This is a genomic window from Streptomyces sp. NPDC048507 (assembly GCF_043199995.1).
Lineage (GTDB): Bacteria > Actinomycetota > Actinomycetes > Streptomycetales > Streptomycetaceae > Streptomyces.
The window spans coordinates 418343-436012 of record NZ_JBICWZ010000002.1 but is presented as its reverse complement, the minus strand read 5'-3'; the positions used below and the strand labels follow the sequence as shown (position 1 = coordinate 436012).

Here is a 17670-nt window from a genome sequence, read left to right as displayed (position 1 = left end):
GCCCGCGGGGCCGCCGCCGCACCGCCCGCCGGGTCGCCCCGGCGGCGCCGCGCGGGTGAACGGCGGCCGTTGCAGCACGTTTTGGTTTGCCGTCGGATCCTCAATACGATCCGGCGATGATCACAAGAAAACGGCTGGCGGTCCGGGCCTGCGGCCTGTTCGTCGCCTTGACCGCGGGGCTCCTGCCCTCCCACGCCGTCGCCGCCGACGGACCCGTCAAAGAGCCGCCCAAGGTCGAGCTGGTGCTCGACGTCAGCGGCTCGATGCGCGCGGCCGACATCGACGGCCAGTCCCGCATGGCCGCCGCGAAACAGGCCTTCAACGAGGTCCTGGACGCCGTGCCCGACGAAGTCCGCCTCGGCATAAGGACCCTGGGCGCCACCTACCCCGGCGACGACCGGGCGCTCGGCTGCAAGGACACCAAGCAGCTCTACCCCGTCGGCACGGTCAACCGCACCGAGGCCAAGACGGCCGTCGCCACCCTCGCGCCCACCGGCTGGACGCCCATCGGGCCGGCCCTCCAGGCCGCCGCCCAGGACCTCGACGGCGGCAACGCCACCCGCCGGATCGTGCTCATCACCGACGGCGAGGACACCTGCGCCCCGCTCGACCCCTGCGAAGTGGCCCGCGACATCGCGGCCAAGGGCATCCACCTCGTCGTCGACACCCTGGGCCTCGTGCCCGACGCCAAGACGCGGGCCCAGCTGACCTGCATCGCGGAGGCCACCGGAGGCACCTACACCTCGGTGGCGCACACGGCCGAACTCTCCGGCAGGGTCAGACAGCTCGTCGACCGCGCCGCCGACCCCGTCGTCACCCCGGTGGCCACCGAGGGCGCCGGGCGCTGCGAGGGCGCCCCGCAGCTGAAGGCCGGTCTCTACAGCGACCGCGAGGCCTTCGGCGAACACCGCTGGTACCGGGTGGACGTCCGCCCCGGGCAGGAACTGCGGGCGTCGGTGAGCATCGGCGCCGACCGCGCCGTGAACAACGACTACGGGGTGCTGCTGCGCGCCTCCACCGTCCACGGGCGGGAGATCGTCCGCGGCTCCGAGGCCGGCGACGGCCGTACCGACGTCGTCTCCACGGGCCTGCGCTACCCGAAGGCCCCGCTGGACGGGGACGCCGCCGACGTGCCCGAGACGGTCTGCCTCCAGGTCAGCAACTCCTTCTCCGCGGGCCCGGCCGTCAAGACCGCGCCCGGCATGCCGCTCGAGCTGACCGTCGACCTGGTGGACGGCCCCGACGAGCCCTCCGACGTGGCCTCCTTCGGTCTCGGCCGGGGCTGGTGGCTGCTCGGTCTGCTGGTGCTCACCGGCCTGCTCGCGGGGCTGGTCTGGGGCTGGATCTCGCGCTGGCGCATCTCCGTCTGGAGGACCAACTGATGCACGCCGTACGCACCCTGACGGCCGCCCTGCTGGCGGGCGCCGCCCTCCTGGCACCCGCGGCCGCCGCCACCGCCGCCCCGAGCCCCACGCCGAGCGCGGGGGCCAAGGGCGACGGTCCGACCGAGGCGGGCACGGGCTTTCGCACCGCGACCCCCTTCCGGCCCGGCCAGAAGGCCACCGCGGCCGCCTCCAGCGGCGACTACCTGTACTGGGTCCTGCCCGTGGACGCGGGCCAGCGGGTCACCGTACGGGCCGCGGTCACCCTCCCGGAACCGGCCGTGCGCCACGGCGCCTCCATCTGGCGGCTCGACGTCTACGACGGGCTGCGCCGCCGCCAGGCCTGCACCTACGGAACCCAGAGCGCGGCGGCGGCCAAGGAGGACGCCACCGTGGAACTGGCCTGCGTCCTGCGCACGGTCAGCTCCGGGGCCGAGGCCTGGTCCAACGACCCCCTCCCGGGCAGCTACTACGTCCGGCTCACCGTCGTCGGGCTGCCCGCGGAGGACCTGGGCCTGCCCGTACGGGCGCAGGTCGAGGCCGACGTGAAGGAGACGGGCGGGGCCCGGGCGGTCGACGCCGTCCTGGCCGAGCCGCTGGTCCCCGGCATCGCGGGGGCTTCCGAGGAGCAGCGCGCGGCCCGCGCGCCCGAGGACGGCTGGTCCGGCGGCTGGTGGTCCGACCGCTGGCTGTGGACCGCCGCGGGCGGGGTGCTCGGAGCCCTCGCGGGCATCTACGGGTACACCCTGACCCGGGGCCCGGGCCGTCCCGGACGGCCGCGGTCCGAGGCCTGAGGGGCCCGTCCCGCCGGGGGGCCGCCGCGTCCACGGGGGCGGCGGCCCCGCACGGCACAATGATCATCCGACCACGGAGCGTGGGCTATGTTGGAACAAGAGTGACGTGAGAAGGAGGCCCTCCGGTGTCATCGGGGCAGCAGGCGCGCGCACAGGCGGCCGCGATCACGCCGGGCACGGCCGGACCGGAGCAGGGCAAACCGGCGGCCGACCGGCTGCTCGCGCTCTTCGACGGGCACCGCCTGTCACCGGGTCAGCGGCGGATCGCCCAGTACCTGATCGACCACCTCACCGAGGCCGCCTTCCTCTCCATCACCGAGCTCGCCGAACGTGTCGGCGTCAGCCAGCCCTCCGTCACCCGGTTCGCGGCCTCGCTCGGCTTCAGCGGCTATCCCGCGCTGCGCGACGTGCTCCAGCCCATCGCGCTGAGCGCGGTGGCCCGCACCCCCGACAGCCGCGAGCAGATCCGTCACAACGAACTCCAGGCCGCCGTCGACGCCGAGATCGAGAACCTGGAGAACGTCCGCAGGCTCCTCGACGACACCAACCGGATCCTGGAGATCGGCCGGGACCTGGCCCGCTCCGTCCCGCTGACCGTCCTCGGCCTGCGCATCTCGGTCTCCCTCGCCGAGTACTTCGCCTACGCGGCCCGGCGCATCCACCCCGACGTCCGCGTGGTGACCCGGGGCGGCAGCGTGGCCTACGACGCCCTGCTCCAGTCCCGGGCGGCCGGCGGCAGCTGGGTGCTGGCCTTTGCGATGCCCCGGCACGCCAACGAGACCCTGGCGGCCCTGCGCGCGGCCCGCAGCACCGGGCTGCGCGTGGTGCTGATCACCGACCCCACCCTGGGCCCGCTGGTGGAGGAGGCCGACGTGGTGCTCACCGCCGGCACCGGATCCCGGCTGGTCTTCGATTCGTACGCGGCCCCCGGCATGCTGTCCGCCGCCCTGCTCCAGGCGATGGCGGACGCCGATCCGGAGCGCACCCAGGCGCGTCTCGAACAGTACGAGCAGGTCGCCGACCAGCACGGATTCTTCCTCTAGGACCCTGCGGGGGGCACCGTCCGGCGGCACGTCGCGGGCCGGTTCCGCAGCGGGATATTCAGAGCCCGGGTGTGTATGAAATTTTTCATGCGCTTGCGTACTCGACGGTATATATGTTTACTGACGGCGGCGCTCCGGATCCATCAGATGCCAGGGAGGACGGCCCCACGTCCTCTTGAACAGACACCCAGTACGCCGCTCCTCCTCACGGCGGGACCGGGTGACAGGTCAGGGCTTGCGGATCCCCGGAGGAGCGCCCCCGGCGGCCTCGGTCAACCCCTGGGCCGAGGCCGCCCCCCACACCCTCTCGATCAGTGCTTCGACACCATTCGGAAGTGACGAGAATGCCCCAGACGGCCACCCTCACGCGCAGCCCGGACTGGCCCCTCCAGGTGAAGGCCCCCGGTTCGCACGACTGGGAGCGCACCGCCACCCGCTGGCTGCGGGACCTGCTCCCGGCCCGCTACGGCGGCTACCTGACACTGACCCGTCACCACGCCCTCCTCGCCCGGCACGCGCAGCTCCAGCTCCAGCACGAGGCGCGCGCGGTGCGCGTGGCCCTGCACACCAGCCGGGCCGAACTGCCGATGATGGGCGTCGCCGAGTCGGTCATCGAGAACACCATCCGGATGTACGCCATCGAGCTCGAACAGCTGGGACGGCTGTCCCGGGGTGTCCGGCTGGTCTCCGAGGCGCTCCTGGCGGGCACCCCGGGACAGCGCAGGCGCTGACCCGGGGGGCGGCCGGAGCGGCGCCGCCGGGCGCGCGGTGCGCCCCGGCCGCTCCCGGTCAGCCCTGGCAGACGCCGCGCGCGTAGTCGTACGTGGCGGTCGCCTGCGAGTACTGCCACTCCGGGGCCAGCAGCCCGGCCGCCAGCTGGCGGGCGGCGGCCGGGCTCTCGACGACGTAGCCGAAGTCCTGGAGCCAGGACGGGTAGAGGTTCTTCGAGCCGATGTAGAAGGCCGCGTCGTCCACCGAGACCAGCTTGTGGTGCAGGGCGTACGGCTTGCCGTCCGCCCACGTCGGCCGGTCGGAGGCGCGGAACGTCGCCAGCTGAAGACCGTCGCACATCGCGGTCCTGGCCCTGCCCGCGTCGCCGGTCAGGGCCGTCAGCCGGCCCTTCAGGGCGTCGCTGACCTCCGAGAGCGACTTGATCTGGGAGTAGCCGTCGCTGCCGACCGCGCCCCGGTTGGCCGGATCGCTGACGACGATGCGGACCTTCACCCCGGCCACCAGCTTCGCGGCGAGGGTGTCGTAGAGGCGGATGTCGTAGCGCGGCAGCGGCGGGCAGGTCGCGTTCAGGTCCTGCTGGGAGATCTCGACGTGCCCGGTCGCGCTCGCGACCAGCGCCCGCAGCGCGCTCTCCTCCGGGTTGACCGTGTCGTAGTCCCGGTCGGCGTTGGTGTTGTCGTGCACGCCGATGCCGCACTTGGTGTCGGAGGCCGTCGGCAGTACGGGCCGGAAGGCCGAGGACGGGTCGCTCTGCCGGATGCCGACGCCGAGGCCGCCCACCGCCACCGCCGGGACGTCGCCGCCGCCACCCGCCGGCGCGGCCGGCCGGGGCAGCGTGGGCAGGCAGCCCGCCCCGTTGGAGGAGGCGAACCAGACGCTGGTCCAGCTGCCCTTGTTGCGGCAGGTCCAGTCCCACAGGGTGTCGAGGTAACGGCCGGCCGAGCCCGCCGCCGGGCCGGACAGCGCCAGGTCGACGTCGTTGACCGGGTGCGCGGTGTCGAGGTAGTCGTCCTTCCAGCTGTTGATGCCCCCGGTGATCACCGAATTGCCGTCCACCACCACCAGCTTGGAGTGGTTCCAGGAGAAGCCGGTCTTCGAGGTGGTCATCGAGGCCACGTTCAGCGTGACGTTCGCCGCCGCCGGACCCAGCTCGGCCACCAACTCGTCGCGGTACGAGGACGGGATCACGTTGGCGTGGTAGAGCGGCGCGGCGCCGACCATGATGCGGACCTGGAGCCGGTCGCCCCGCTGCGCAGCCTCCTTCAGCCCGGCGACGATCGCGTCCTGGAACCCGCCGTTGGGGAAGGGGGCCAGCGTGGATATGTCCACGCTCTGCCGGGCCCGCGCGATGTCCCGGCGCATCGTGTCGAGCAGCCGGGCGGAGCCGGGGCGCGCGGCGCAGGCGGGGTCGCCCCAGCAGCCCGGGCTCTGCAGCAGCCAGTCGGCGCCGCCGGGGACGGTGGCTCCGAGGCGGTTGCCGGCGGTGCGCTCCCAGACGGAGCCCTCCAGGCCGGGGGAGACCTGGCGCAGGGTCTGTTCCACCGCGTCCAGGTGCGGGGTGGGGGAGTCGGCGGCGAACGCCGGGGCGCCGGGCAGCAGGGCGAGGGAGAGCGCGAACGTGAGGGCCGTCGTGCGGACGGTGCGTGCCAATGTGGTTCCTTGGATGGGGGTGGCTCCGGCCGGGCGCCACCGCGAACCGGGCCCCGGCCTTGATCAACTCGCGCAAGTTACCAGCCCGTAGCCCACCGTTCACCCCGGTCCGTCGGCTTCCGGCCACGCCCGGCTCCACGCCCGGCTCCACGCCCGGCTCCACGCCCGGCCGGGCGCGGCCGGAAGGCGTGGCGGAATCAAATCGTCCGGTGGGCCGTCGGGGGATCGGGGGTGTCGGCCATTCGGATTGGACTCGGCGCGACGCGGAACGCCGCCGGGACAGGAGCAGCCCACCGCCCTATTTTCGGGGACTGTTCCCGTTCCTCCCGAAAGGTGTCATTCATGCGATCTGTCCGCTCCGCATTCGCCGTCCTCGCCACCGCCGCCATCGTGCTCGGTGGTGCCGGCGCCGCGAGCGCCGACGTGAACGTGACCATCCCGGAAGGCCCCAGCTACACCCTCGTCTTCGGTGACTGGCTGCAGTTCGCCGCCGACGACGTCTTCAACGCGGGCCACAACAACACCGTCGGCTCGAACAACTGACGTCCCGGACGCAGACGCCCGGACCGGTCCGCCCCCGCCACGACGGCGGGGGCGGACCGGCGCCGGTCCGGCCGCCCCTCGCGGTCCGGCCGGATCAGAGCCAGGGGACCTGCTCCGCCGCGTACCGGTAGGCGCGGAAGACCGCGTTCTGCGCCCCGCGCGAGGACTCCAGGCCGGTGCCCCGGCTGAACGCCCCGAACTCCGGGACGACGAACTCCCACACCACGTCCCCCTCGGGCGTCACCTCGAAGAGCCGCCCGAACGACCCTTCCGCGACGAAGGTGTTCCCGTTCGGCAGGCGCTGCGCACTCGACATGTAGGGGCTGTAGAAGTTCTGAGGCGGGTTGTCCTCGTACGACCACACCCGCTCGCCGCTCACCGGGTCGAGCTCCAGCACCCGCGAGTACGGCACGGACGTCGTGTCGCGGTAGGTCCCGTTGTCGAACACCAGGATCGTGCCGCCCGGCAGTTCGTGCGGATGGTGCTGCTGCGCGAGGACGTCGGGGCCGATCCGCCAGCGCACCGAGCCGTCGGCGCGGTCCACGGCCACCGTCGTGGAGGCGCTGCGGAAGCCCACCACGATTCCGCCGTCGGCGAGTTCGTTGACGGTGTTGGCCATCGGCCAGTGCTCGCGCGCGAAGTGCGGGTTCAGCGGGACCTCCGCCGGGTCCAGGTGCTCGATCGCCGCCCAGCGCCAGAGGACCTCGCCCTCCCAGGTCATCTCGTAGACCACGTCCCCGTAGATCGCCCCGCCCGCCGCCTCGGAGCCGGGGATGCCGCCCCGGATCCGGGCCGCGTCCGCCGGAGCCAGCGGTTCCACGGCGCAGATCAGCAGGTTGCCGTTGCGCAGGACCGAGGCGTCGTGGTGGTGGAAGGGGTGGCGGGCCTCGCGCAGCACGGTGGAGTCCGGGGCCAGTTCCTGGAAGATGCCGCCGTGGTAGACGTCCCAGATCGGGAAGAGGCTCGGGCCGGTGGTGTCCTTGGCCGCGTAGAAGAGGGTGCCGCCGGGCAGCAACTGGGCCTGGCGGCCGGGCGGGTGGGGGGAGTTCCAGGTGTGGGCGGGCCGGCCGTCGATGTCGACGAGGTGGATCCGGCCGTCGCCCGCGATGGGCGTGTAGAGGGTGTAGCCGCCGAAGCTGAGCTCGGGGTGGTGGGCGCGCAGGCCGGTGCCGCGGCGGCGCAGAGTGTTCTGGTCGATGGTCACGGGGTCCTCCTGGGGTGTGGTGCGGGGTTTCGGGGCGCCCGGGTTCCGGGACGCCGGGGGTGCGGGGGCCGCTGGGGCCGCCGGGGCGGGGTCAGGGCAGGGTGACGGCGCCCGGGTCGGCCGCGCGCAGCGGTGCCGGGTGCAGCCGGGTGCGCAGGGCGGCCGGATCGGCGGCGCCCGGCAGGGACTGGGCGGCCTTGGCCCAGGCGGCCTCGGCGGCGAGGTCGGTGAGGAGTTCGGGGGCCAGGCTCGCCCCGTACGTGTAGCGGGGCTGGAACGCGTCGACGTACCCGGCCTGCAGGGCGCCCTTGGACTGGGTCACCACCGCGGCCCGCGCGGCGGCCGGGTCGGCCTCGGCGGCCCGCTGTGCGCGCAGCACCGTACGCAGGACGGCGGTGGCCGCCCCGTCGTCGGCGCCCGGTCCCGCGACGAGCAGGGTGCGGGCGGTGTAGCCGGAGAAGGGGAGTTCGGCGTACCGGGCGCCGAGGGCGGTGCGGGCGGCGTCGTAGAAGCTGGGGAAGGTGACGCCGGCGTCGACGTCGCCGCGGGCGAGGGCCGGAGCGACTTGGTTCGGGGCCAGGTTGACCACCGTCACGTCGGCCGGGGTCAGTTGGGCGGAGGCGAGCATCCGCGACAGGGCGTACTCGACGTTCGTGCCCTGCGGGACCCCGACCTTGTGTCCCTTCAGCGCGCCGAAGCCGCTGATCGCGCGGTCGGTGCGGGTGAGCAGGCGCCAGTCCGAGAAGCGGGAGAGGTCGGCGAGGATCCGTACGTCGCGGCCGCCCAGCGCCGCCGTGACGGCGGGCAGGTCGCCCACGACGCCGAACTGGGCCTGGCCGCCGAGGACGGCGTTGAGGGCGTCGCGGCCGGTGGGGAGGGTGGTCACGGTGGCGTCGAGGCCCTCGGCGGTCCAGAGGGAGCGCTGCTGGGCGAGCGAGAGGGGCGCGGCGGCCAGCTGGTCGCTGCCGGCCACCGTCACGGCCCGCCGCCCGCCGCCGCCCTCAGGCCGGCCGGAGCCGGAGCCGGCGCAGGCGGTGGCCGTGAACAGCGGGAGCAGGACGAGCAGCAGGAGCCCGGGGACGGTCCGGGACCGGGTCCGGGAGCGGGGTCTGAGCACGGGAGGGGGCCTTCCTGGGTGGCGGGCACGGGGGACGGAAGCGGTGGTCGGAGGAGCCGGGCCGGCCTTCGGGCAGCGAGCGGGGCCTGAGGGTCCGGGTCGGTCTACGGGCGGGAGGCGGGGTGGTGGGTGGAGGGTCCGGGTCGGTTCCCGGGCGGGGAGGCGGGGGTGGCGGGGCGGGGCGGGGCCGGGTCCGGGCGCGCGGGGCCGGGGCGGCGTACGGGCCCCGGCCTGCCACGGGCACCGGGGGCGGGGCGTGCGGACCGGCGGGTGGGGTCAGGGGGTGAAGAGGTGCGCCTCTATCCGGGGCCGCAGGGCCGGGGGCGGAGGGCCCTGGGGGAGCGGGTGGTCGGCCAGGACACGTGACGGGGAGCCGCCGAGGACCACCACCCGCCCCGCCAAAGCGAGCGCCTCGTCGAGGTCGTGCGTCACGAACAGCACCGTGGTCCCGCTGCGTTCCCACAGCTCCCGCAGCAGCACCTGCATCCGCGTCCGCGTCAGCGCGTCCAGCGCCCCGAACGGCTCGTCCATCAGCAGCACTTGCGGCGCAGCCGCCAACGCCCGCGCCAGGGCCACCCGTTGCTGCATGCCGCCCGACAGCTGCGCCGGGTACTTCTCGGCGCCGTCCGCCAGACCCACCTCCGCGAGCGCGGCCAGCGCCCGCTCGCGCCGTTGCGCCCGGGGCAGCCCGAACCGTTTGAGGGCGAACTCGACGTTGCCCCGGGCCGTGCGCCACGGGAAGAGCGCGTAGTGCTGGAAGACGACCCCCCGCTCCGGTCCCGGCCCGTTCACCTGCGTCCCGCCGACCGTCACCCGGCCCGCCGCGGGCCGCACGAAGCCGGCCACCGTGTTCAGCACCGTCGACTTCCCGCCGCCGCTCGGCCCCAGCAGCGCCGTGAACGACCCCGCCGGAAACTCCAGGTCCGTGCGCTCCAGCACCGGCGCGCCCCCGTACCCGAGTACGAGCCCTTCCAGCCGTACGTCCAGGCTCATGACGCGCTCCAGTGCGCGAAGCGGCGTCCGGCGGCGGCCAGCAGCAGGTCGGCGGCCACGCCGAGGAGCCCGAGGACGAGCAGCCCCGCGAACATCCGGTCCACCCGCAGGAACTGGCCGTCCACCTGGAGCCGGTACGCCAGCCCGCTGTCCGCGCCGCCCAGTTCGGCGGCGACCAGCGCGAGCAGGGCCACCGACGCCCCGTAGCGCAGCGCGGCCAGCAGCGCGGGCGCGGCGGCGGGCAGCAGGACCTCGGTGAACCGGCGGTGCAGCGGCGCCCCCAGCGATCGGGCGGCCCGCAGGTAGGAGTCCGGCACCCGCGAGACCCCGTCGTGTACGTAGAGCCAGACCGCGAGGAGGACGGCGTAGGCGATCAGCAGCCGTTTGGCGCTCTCCCCGATGCCGAACCAGGCAGTGGCCAGCGGAACCAGCGCGATGGCCGGGATCGGCCGCAGGAAGGAGACCAGGGGCGTGACTGCGGCGGACAGCCGGGGCAGGTACCCGGTCGCGAAGCCGAGCGCGCCACCGGCCACCGCCCCCAGCGCGAAGCCCTGGCCCGCGCGGGCCAGGCTGGCGGCGAGGTCGGCGGCCAGGGTGCCGTCCCGGGCGCCGGCCACCAGCGCTGCGACCGTCTCGGCGGGTCCGGGCAGCAGCCCCGGGGCCACGGCGCCGGACCGGGCGAGCAGGAACCAGAGCGCGAGCACCACGCCGGCCGCGCCCAGGGCCGGGACGACCCGGCGGACGGCCCGGCCGGCCGGGGATGGAATGGCATGCACCGAACGACTCCTCGTACCTCGATAAGTGAGGTCAATAATTGACCACGCTTATCAACGGGGTGTTGCGGCGATGTGAAACCCTCCGGGTCCGCCCGGACCCGCCGGACCGATGGGATACGTTCACCAGCGTGTCTCGACCCGAACCCACCCCCGAAGCGCTGGAGGTCGGGCGGGCGATCCGCGAGTGCCGCACGGCGCGCCGCGTGTCCATGGCCGTCCTGGCCGCCCGCTCGGGCCTCTCCCAGCCCTTCCTCAGCCAGCTGGAACGCGGCCTGGCCACCCCCAGCCTCAGCTCGATCTACCGCATCGCCGAGGCCCTCGACGTCACCCCGGGAACCTTCCTGCGGCCCCCGGACCGCCCGGGCTTCGTCAGCCACGAGAGCGACCCGCAGGTCATCCGGGTGACCGAAACCGCCGGACAGGTGGCGCGGGTGCTCATCCCCGGCGGGCGCAGCGGCCTGATGGAGGCCTACGAGCACCACTTCGAGCCCGGCCGGGGCGAACGCGGCTGGTTCGCGCACCCCGGGGAGGACTTCCTCTACGTGCTGGAGGGCGAGATCCTCCTGGAGGTGGAGGGCGAGGAGCCGCTGCGGCTGCGCCCCGGCCAGAGCGCCCACCACAGGGGTGACGTCCCCCACCGGTGCTCGCTCCCGGCGGGCGGAGCGGCGGCCCGGACGCTGCTGGTCATCGCCAACGCGTAGCCGCCGTACGGCGGGGCGGTCCGTGGGGCGCTACGCGGGGAGGTCCGCGGGCGCGGCGTAACAGTGCACGGTGACCGTGCGCGTGGGGCTCCAGCGCTGCCGGGCGGTGCCCAACAGGTCCCAGCCGAGGCGCTCGTAGAGGGCGACGGCCGCCCCGTCGGAATCCAGTACGTCGAGCACCGGGTGCAGTCCGCGCTCCGCCGCCGCGCGCACGGCCCGGTCCACCAGCAGGGCGGCGACCCCCCGCCCCCGGGCCGCCGGGGAGACGAACAGTCGGCCGAGCACGGCGGCGGCACCGGCGGAGGTCCCCGTCCGACGGCTCCACAGCTCCGGCGCGGCGTCCCCCGGTCCACTGCGGGACAGGGTGACGTGACCGGCCGCCGGGCCGTCCGGCGCCACGGCCACCCAGGCGCCGAGGAGCCCGGACGGCGACAGCCACCGCGCGGGCGAAGCGGGCCAGTCGGCCGGGTAGCCGTCGCCGTGGTGGACCTCGGCGAGCATGCGCACGCACGCGCCGAGGTCATGGGGTTCGCGGGTCCGGATGTCCATCCGGCCATCGAACCACGACGGGTCCCGGCTCAGGAGAGCCGGGTGATCCGCGCACCGAACGAGGGCTCGGCCAGGGCCGAACCCACCGCCACCGGAACGCTCTTGGCGCCGCTGCCGTCCCCGACCGTCAGCGTGCCGACCTCGGTCCCCGCCTTCGCCTCGTGCGGCACCGGCTTGTCGCCCTTGCCCAGTGCCAGCCGCAGCCGCTGCCCCGGCACGGCGGGCACGACCAGGTCCTTCGTCGCCACGAGCGGGGTCCGGCCACCGAGCCCGTCGGACACGTGGCCCACCGTCTGTCCCTTGCGGATGACCTGGGCCGGAGCGAGCGCCGCGCGGACGGCCTCGATGACCGTCCGGGCGTTGGCCTTCACCAGCTTCAGGCTGTTCGCGCCCTCCGGGTCGGGGCCGTCGACGTGCTGGTCCATCAGCGTGCCGAGGATCAGCGGGGTCTCGTCGCCGACCGTCTTGTACGCGGCCCACGACAGGGTGCCGCCGGCCGCGCTGCTCGAACCGGTCTTGATGCCCGAGACGCTCAGGCCCCGGACGACGAGCAGGTCGTTGTTGTTGATGAGCGGAGCGGTCAGCCCCTTGATCGGCGCGTTCCCCAGCGAGACGACCGCGCGGAAGGCCTCCTCCTTCATGGCGGCCTCGGCGAGCTTCAGCTGGTCCACGGCGGTGCTGACGGTGCCGGCGTCGAGGCCGCTGGGATCCGTGTACGTGGTGTTCGTCATCCCGAGTTCCTTCGCCGCGGCGTTCATCTTCGCGACGAAGGCGTCCGGGGTGGTGGAACCGGTGTCCCAACGGGCCAGCAGCCGGGCGATGTTGTTGCCCGACGGGATCATCAGCATCTTCAGCAGGTCCTGCTGGCTGAACTTCGTCCCGGCGGTGAGGCCCTCGATGCGGGACTCGTCCGCGACGGTGCCGTCGGCGACGGCCGCCGCGTCGATCTCGATGCCGGGGCCCGCCTCGTTCTTGCGCAGCGGGTGGCCCTTGAGGATCACGTACGCCGTCATCACCTTGGCCACGCTCGCCGTCGGCACCGGCTTCTGCTCGCCGAAGGTGGCGATGTCGCCCGAGCCGGGCACGCGGATCGCGCCCTGGCCCTTGGCGGGCCAGGGGATGGCCGTCTGCCCGGGCACGGTGTACGAGGCCTCCCCGGCCACGACCAGCTCCGGCGCGGGCAGCGGACGCACCAGCTGCACCCCGGCGGCGGTGGCGGCGAGCAGCAGCACGATCGGCGTCCACACCTTGACGCGGCGGGTGGCCGTACGGCGCGGGGTCTCCGGCGGGGGAGGGGTGTTGGTCAGCTCGGCCAGCAGATCGAGCGCGGGCAGCGGGGCCTCGCGCGTCACCTCGACGGGCTCGGGGCGAACGGGACGCGCCGGCTCCGTCGCGGGGGCGGGCTTTGCCTCCAGCGGCTTGAGCGCCACGAACTGACTGGTCCGCTCGGCGTCGGTCTCGGGGGCGTCCGCGGTCGGGTCGGTGTCGGTGTCGGTGTCGGTGTCGGCCTTGGCCCAGGAGGGCTTGGCGGCCCGCGCCGGGGCCGGGCCGTTCTTGGCGGCCCAGGCCGGACGGCGCGGCTCGCCCGGGGCCCCGGCGCCGTTGCCGTCCCGGCCCGCCTTCGAGCCGGCCGCCCGCTCGGCGGTGGCCTCCGGCCGGGCCGCGTCAGCTTCCGTCGTGTCCGCAACCGCTGCCGGGCGCGGGCTGTCGGGTGCGTCGGGGGAGGGCGCTCCGGCGTGCTCGGGTGCCGCCTCGGGGGCGGTCTTCTCCGGGGTCCGGGTGGGTTCCGCTTCGGTGGGTTCCGCCGGTGCCGGGTCGGCCTCCGCTTCGGCCGTGGCCGGGGGTGCTTCCGTGGGGGTGGGCCGGTGGTCGGCCTGGGCGCCGGCGTTCTTCTCCCGGGTGCCGACCGGTCCCGCGCCGGTACGGGCGGGCTCCGCTTCGGCCTTGGCGGGGGTCGCTTCCGCCGGGGTGTCGGGGTGGCGCGGTCGGGCGGGCGCAGCCTCGGTCGCGCCGGCTTCCTTCGGGTCCCGCGCGGGCCTTTCGGGCCCGGTGCCGGGAGGGGAGGCTTCCGCATCGGCGGTTGCCCGCGCGGCCGCGGGGGGTTCCGGTTCGGCCTTGGCGGGGGCCGCCGGTACGTCGGCCGGTTCCGACTGGGTCTGGTCGGCCTCGCGTTCGCCGTCGCCGTCGGCCGTGGGCGCCTGCGCTGCGGCCGGCTCCTTCCGGGCGCGGGCGGGCCCGGGTTCGCCGTCGGCAGGGGACGCCGGGGCTTCGTCGGGTTCCCCCGGCGTCGCGGCGGGTTCCTGGGCGGCCGGGGCCGTCTCCGGTTCGGCCGGGTCGCGTTCGGCTTCGGCCGTGGGTGCGTCCGCGTCCGCGCCGCCGGGCTCCGCCGGACCGTCCGCTTCCGCCGGACCGTCCGCTTCCGCCGAGCCGGGGTCCGCCGGGGGCCGGATGGACTCCCGGTCCTGGCCGGTTCCCCCGGCCTCCGCGTTCTGCCGGTCCGGCGTCGCAGCCCCCTCCTGCGGGTCACCCTCAGCCCGCGTCCGCGCCGCCGCCCCGGCCCCCGCGTCCGCCACCGTTTCCGCCTTCATCCCGCGCCCCACCTTGCTGCTCACACCCGGCGCCGCCGGTTCTCGCCGTCATCGTCAACGATCGGCGCGCCGCCGTACGGCCCGCCGATCACCTAGATGTACCGCACCCCCCACCCGTTCCCTCCCCCCTGAGCTGTGACGGTTCGGTCATACTCCGCCTGCTCGCGGCCGGTTTGACGCGCCCGCTCCGACTCTGCACTATTCCACTAACGTGTTAGTGGAATGAGGTGGAGGATGGAGTTCCGAGTCGACCGGCGCAGTGGCGTCGCCACCTATCTGCAGCTCGTCACCCAGGTCAAGCAGGCCCTGCGCCTGGGCGTGCTCGAACCGGGCGACCGGCTGCCGACGGCCCGGGAGGTGGTCGCGGCCACCGCGATCAACCCCAACACCGTGCTCAAGGCGTACCGGGAGCTGGAGCGCGAAGGGCTCGTCGAGCCGCGCCCCGGCGCGGGCACCTTCGTACGGAGGTCCCTGTCCCACCCCGAGGCCGCGGCGGACTCCCCGCTGCGGACCGCCCTGGCCGCCTGGATGACCCGGGCCCGCGAGGCGGGCCTGGACCGGGAGGACATCACGGCGCTCATCGCGGCCGCCGTGGACGAAAGCTTCAGCAGCTCCGGGCCCCCGCCCGGACCGTCGAGAAAGGACACGGCGTGAGCGATCCGACCCACGCGCCGGCCCTACGGGCCACCCGGCTCGGCCGGGACTACGCAGGACGCCCGGCCCTGCACGCGTGCGACATCGAACTGCCCGCCGGGCACGTCACCGCCCTGGTCGGCCCGAACGGCGCGGGCAAGAGCACCCTGCTCCGGCTCGCCGCGGGCCTGGCCCGCCCCAGCGGCGGCCGGATACGCGTCCTCGGCGCCGCCCCCGGCACCCCCGAGGCCCGCCGCCGCACGGCCCACCTCGCCCAGGACAAGCCGCTGCACGCCGGCTTCACCGTCGCGGACACCCTGCGCCTCGGGCGGATGCTGAACCCGGGCCACTGGGACGAGGGCGTCGCCGAACGCCTCGTACGCTCCGGGGACATACCCTTCCACGCCCGGGTCGGCTCGCTCTCCGGGGGCAACCGCACCCGGGTCGCCCTCGCGCTGGTCCTCGGCAAGCGTGCGGACCTGCTCCTGCTGGACGAGCCCCTGGCCGACCTCGACCCGCTCGCCCGGCACGAGGTGATGTCCCTGCTGATGGCCGAGGCCGCCGAACGCGGCGCCAGCATCGTGCTGTCCTCGCACGTCCTGGCCGAGCTGGAGGAGGTCTGCGACCACGTCCTGCTCCTCAAGGGCGGCTCCGTCCGCCTGGCCGGAGACGTCCAGGACCTCTGCGACGCGCACACCTGGCTCACCGGCCGGGCCGATCCGATGGAGCGCGACGGACTGCCGCGCGCCTTCGACCGGAGCACCGTCGTGCACGCCGCCGTCACCGGCCGTCAGGTCACCGCCCTCGTCCGGACCGCCCCCGGCACCCCGCGGCCCGAGGGGACCGACGACCGCTGGGTGGCCGAAACCCCTTCCCTGGAAACCCTGTTGCTCGCACACCTGCGCACCCCCGCGACCCCGGCGACCCCCGCGGATCCGCCCACGGCGACCGCGACGGCCGTCCTCCCGACCCGCCCGGAGGCCGCCGCGTGAAGGGCGTCATCTGGCTGGCCTGGCGCCAGCAACGGCTGCTGATCCTCGCCGCCACCGCCGTACTGCTGCTCTGCGCGGGCTGGGTGGTGTACGAGCGCTCCGAGATGGTCTCGCTGATCGACGCCACCGGCTGGACCCCCTGTCCGGGCTGGAACGGCGGCTGCGAGGGCCTCGACACCTTCCGGATCATGGACGGCAACACCACCGGCATCCGGATCCTCGGCACCCTCGGCCTGGCACTTCCCGCCCTCATCGGGGTGTTCTGGGGCGCCCCGCTGATCGGCCGGGAGCTGGAGACCGGGACGTTCGGGCTGGCCCTCACGCAGGGCGTCGGCCCGCGCCGCTGGTTCGCCGCCCGCTTCGGCCTCGCGGCGCTCTGCACGCTGCTCGTCTCGCTCGTCATCGCGGCACTCGTCGCCTGGTGGTGGGCGCCGATCGCCAACACCCTGGACGGTCCGTACTGGCACGACGCCGTCATCTACAACGCGACCGGCCCGGCGGCCGTGGCCTGCGCCCTGTTCGCGCTGACCGTCGGCACCCTCGCCGGGCTGCTGGTGCGCAAGGTGGTTCCGGCGATGGCCGTCTCCGTCGTGGTGACCGGCACCGCCATGGCGTGCACGGCGTTCTTCCGCCGCGGCTGGATCGATCCCGAGACCCGGATCACCCCCGGCATGACGCCCAAACGGCCCGTCGGCAGCGCCTGGTCCACGGGGGAGTTCGGCTACCTGACGCCCGACGGCCGCGAGCACTCCATCTGGAACGTCTGCCAGACCTCGGGGGAGGAGCTGCGCCGGTGCATGGCCGAGCACGACTTCGTCGCCCGCTACCACAAGGTCTATCCGAGCAGTGACTTCTGGACGCTCCAGTGGATCGACACCGCCCTGTACCTCGGCGCTGCGGGCCTGCTGCTCGCCCTCGCCCTCACCGTCCTGCGCCGCCGCACGGCCTGACGGCCTGACGGCCCGACGGCCCGACGGCCTCCGTTCCCGCAGTTCCCCGTACGCACGCACGCACACCACCGCCCGTCGTCCGGATCCCAGGGGAGACCCCTCATGGCAACCAAGAAGAACCTCACCGCCGACCGCGCCAGCGTCGGCCACAAGGTCCGCTACGCGCTGAGCAACCCGACCCGCATCGCCCCCTACGTCAAGCGCGCGGCGCGCGACAGCTGGCTGCGCTTCAAGCACCCCGGCCACGTGGACTACTACCGGGCCGTCATGGCCTCCGACGCGGGCCGCAGTCCGGAGGCGGCGGTCGGCAGCCAGACCCACGAGCGCTGGCTGGCCCTCGGCAAGATGCAGTTCGACTACCTCATGGGCCACGGCCTCACCCCGCAGCAGCGCATGCTCGACATCGGCTGCGGCAACCTGCGCGCCGGCTGGCGCTTCATCGACCACCTGGAGGCGGGCCACTACTACGGAATCGACATATCGCCCGACATCCTCATCGCCGCCAAGCGCACCCTCACGGAGCGCGGTCTCCAGGACAAGCAGCCCCACCTCACCCTCACCCAGGACCTGACCTTCGACTTCCTGCCCGACGGCCACTTCGACGTGGTGCACGCGCACAGCGTGTTCTCGCACTCGCCGCTGCCGGTCATCGACGAGTGCCTGGCCCACGTGGGGCGCGTGCTCGCGCCCGGCGGCCGGTTCGACTTCACCTTCGACCGCACCGAGGGCACCGAACACCAGGTGCTCCGTGAGGACTTCTACTACCGCACCCGGACCCTCGTCGACCTGGCCGCCCGCCACGGACTCCGGGCCCGCTTCATGGACGACTGGGAGCTCCTCGGCCACGGCCAGTCCAAGATCCGCGTCACCGCCGCCTGACGTCCGTACGCGTACGCCCGCGTGACCGGCGGACGGAAGCGCCCTCCTGGGCCGTTTCCGTCCGCCCGGATGCTCAAATATGCGCGATGCCGGACGACTTCGAGCAGATTCCTTCAACAGCGGCACCCGAGTCCGCTATCTTGC

General features: G+C 74.4%; 17 protein-coding genes. 10 read left to right on the top strand and 7 right to left on the bottom strand.

What is annotated here, in order from left to right:
- The first annotated feature begins 116 nt into the window (after positions 1-116).
- The 4 genes from ACGFXC_RS07090 (at position 117) to ACGFXC_RS07075 (ending at position 3950) form a co-directional block, all read left to right on the top strand.
- Positions 117-1382, top strand: coding sequence for a VWA domain-containing protein (locus ACGFXC_RS07090; protein WP_393710323.1), 1266 nt, complete (start codon positions 117-119; stop codon positions 1380-1382).
- Positions 1382-2176 carry a hypothetical protein gene (locus ACGFXC_RS07085; RefSeq protein ID WP_393710322.1) on the top strand — a complete coding sequence of 265 codons (795 nt, stop codon included), beginning with the start codon at positions 1382-1384 and terminating at the stop codon, positions 2174-2176. Before ACGFXC_RS07090 ends, ACGFXC_RS07085 begins: the two co-directional genes overlap by 1 nt.
- A gap of 125 nt (positions 2177-2301) precedes the next feature.
- Positions 2302-3219 carry a MurR/RpiR family transcriptional regulator gene (locus tag ACGFXC_RS07080; RefSeq protein WP_393710320.1) on the top strand — a complete coding sequence of 306 codons (918 nt, stop codon included), beginning with the start codon at positions 2302-2304 and terminating at the stop codon, positions 3217-3219.
- 344 nt (positions 3220-3563) lie between these two features.
- Positions 3564-3950 (top strand): hypothetical protein, encoded by a 387-nt coding sequence (locus ACGFXC_RS07075; RefSeq protein WP_393710921.1) that lies wholly within the window; start codon positions 3564-3566, stop codon positions 3948-3950.
- Between the two features lie 58 nt (positions 3951-4008).
- On the opposite strand, the gene ACGFXC_RS07070 is transcribed toward ACGFXC_RS07075, so the two are convergent.
- The gene (locus ACGFXC_RS07070) at positions 4009-5601 is read right to left on the bottom strand and encodes a phospholipase D-like domain-containing protein (protein WP_393710318.1); all 1593 of its coding nucleotides are present in this window, start codon (positions 5599-5601) and stop codon (positions 4009-4011) included.
- Positions 5602-5943: 342 nt separating this feature from the next.
- On the opposite strand from ACGFXC_RS07070, the gene ACGFXC_RS07065 reads away from it, so the two are divergent.
- A complete protein-coding gene (locus tag ACGFXC_RS07065) occupies positions 5944-6144 on the top strand; it encodes a hypothetical protein (RefSeq protein WP_393710317.1) in 201 nt (66 codons plus the stop codon).
- A 94-nt stretch (positions 6145-6238) separates the two neighbouring features.
- Here the strand turns inward: ACGFXC_RS07065 and ACGFXC_RS07060 are convergent, their stop codons facing one another.
- The 4 genes from ACGFXC_RS07060 to ACGFXC_RS07045 form a co-directional block, all read right to left on the bottom strand.
- Positions 6239-7348, bottom strand: a complete 1110-nt coding sequence (locus tag ACGFXC_RS07060) for an aryl-sulfate sulfotransferase (RefSeq protein ID WP_393710315.1) — start codon at positions 7346-7348, stop codon at positions 6239-6241.
- 91 nt (positions 7349-7439) lie between these two features.
- The gene (locus ACGFXC_RS07055) at positions 7440-8465 is read right to left on the bottom strand and encodes an ABC transporter substrate-binding protein (RefSeq protein WP_393710313.1); all 1026 of its coding nucleotides are present in this window, start codon (positions 8463-8465) and stop codon (positions 7440-7442) included.
- A gap of 276 nt (positions 8466-8741) precedes the next feature.
- Positions 8742-9458 (bottom strand): ABC transporter ATP-binding protein, encoded by a 717-nt coding sequence (locus ACGFXC_RS07050; RefSeq protein WP_393710311.1) that lies wholly within the window; start codon positions 9456-9458, stop codon positions 8742-8744.
- Positions 9455-10234, bottom strand: a complete 780-nt coding sequence (locus tag ACGFXC_RS07045; protein ID WP_393710309.1) for an ABC transporter permease — start codon at positions 10232-10234, stop codon at positions 9455-9457. Before ACGFXC_RS07045 ends, ACGFXC_RS07050 begins: the two co-directional genes overlap by 4 nt.
- Before the next feature lie 128 nt (positions 10235-10362).
- On the opposite strand from ACGFXC_RS07045, the gene ACGFXC_RS07040 reads away from it, so the two are divergent.
- Positions 10363-10935, top strand: coding sequence for a helix-turn-helix domain-containing protein (locus tag ACGFXC_RS07040; protein ID WP_393710307.1), 573 nt, complete (start codon positions 10363-10365; stop codon positions 10933-10935).
- Positions 10936-10965: 30 nt separating this feature from the next.
- On the opposite strand, the gene ACGFXC_RS07035 is transcribed toward ACGFXC_RS07040, so the two are convergent.
- Positions 10966-11484 carry a GNAT family N-acetyltransferase gene (locus ACGFXC_RS07035; protein WP_393710305.1) on the bottom strand — a complete coding sequence of 173 codons (519 nt, stop codon included), beginning with the start codon at positions 11482-11484 and terminating at the stop codon, positions 10966-10968.
- A 29-nt stretch (positions 11485-11513) separates the two neighbouring features.
- The gene (locus ACGFXC_RS07030) at positions 11514-14072 is read right to left on the bottom strand and encodes a D-alanyl-D-alanine carboxypeptidase (RefSeq protein WP_393710304.1); all 2559 of its coding nucleotides are present in this window, start codon (positions 14070-14072) and stop codon (positions 11514-11516) included.
- 234 nt (positions 14073-14306) lie between these two features.
- Here ACGFXC_RS07030 and ACGFXC_RS07025 point away from each other — a divergent pair, with 234 nt between their 5' ends.
- The 4 genes from ACGFXC_RS07025 (at position 14307) to ACGFXC_RS07010 (ending at position 17526) form a co-directional block, all read left to right on the top strand.
- Positions 14307-14726 carry a GntR family transcriptional regulator gene (locus ACGFXC_RS07025; RefSeq protein ID WP_393710302.1) on the top strand — a complete coding sequence of 140 codons (420 nt, stop codon included), beginning with the start codon at positions 14307-14309 and terminating at the stop codon, positions 14724-14726.
- Positions 14723-15697 (top strand): ABC transporter ATP-binding protein, encoded by a 975-nt coding sequence (locus ACGFXC_RS07020; protein WP_393710300.1) that lies wholly within the window; start codon positions 14723-14725, stop codon positions 15695-15697. The genes ACGFXC_RS07025 and ACGFXC_RS07020 overlap by 4 nt, the downstream gene beginning before the upstream one ends.
- The gene (locus ACGFXC_RS07015; RefSeq protein ID WP_393710298.1) at positions 15694-16647 is read left to right on the top strand and encodes a transporter; all 954 of its coding nucleotides are present in this window, start codon (positions 15694-15696) and stop codon (positions 16645-16647) included. The genes ACGFXC_RS07020 and ACGFXC_RS07015 overlap by 4 nt, the downstream gene beginning before the upstream one ends.
- Before the next feature lie 102 nt (positions 16648-16749).
- Entirely contained in the window at positions 16750-17526 is a 777-nt protein-coding gene (locus ACGFXC_RS07010) for a class I SAM-dependent methyltransferase (protein ID WP_393710297.1), read from the top strand.
- Positions 17527-17670 lie beyond the last annotated feature (144 nt).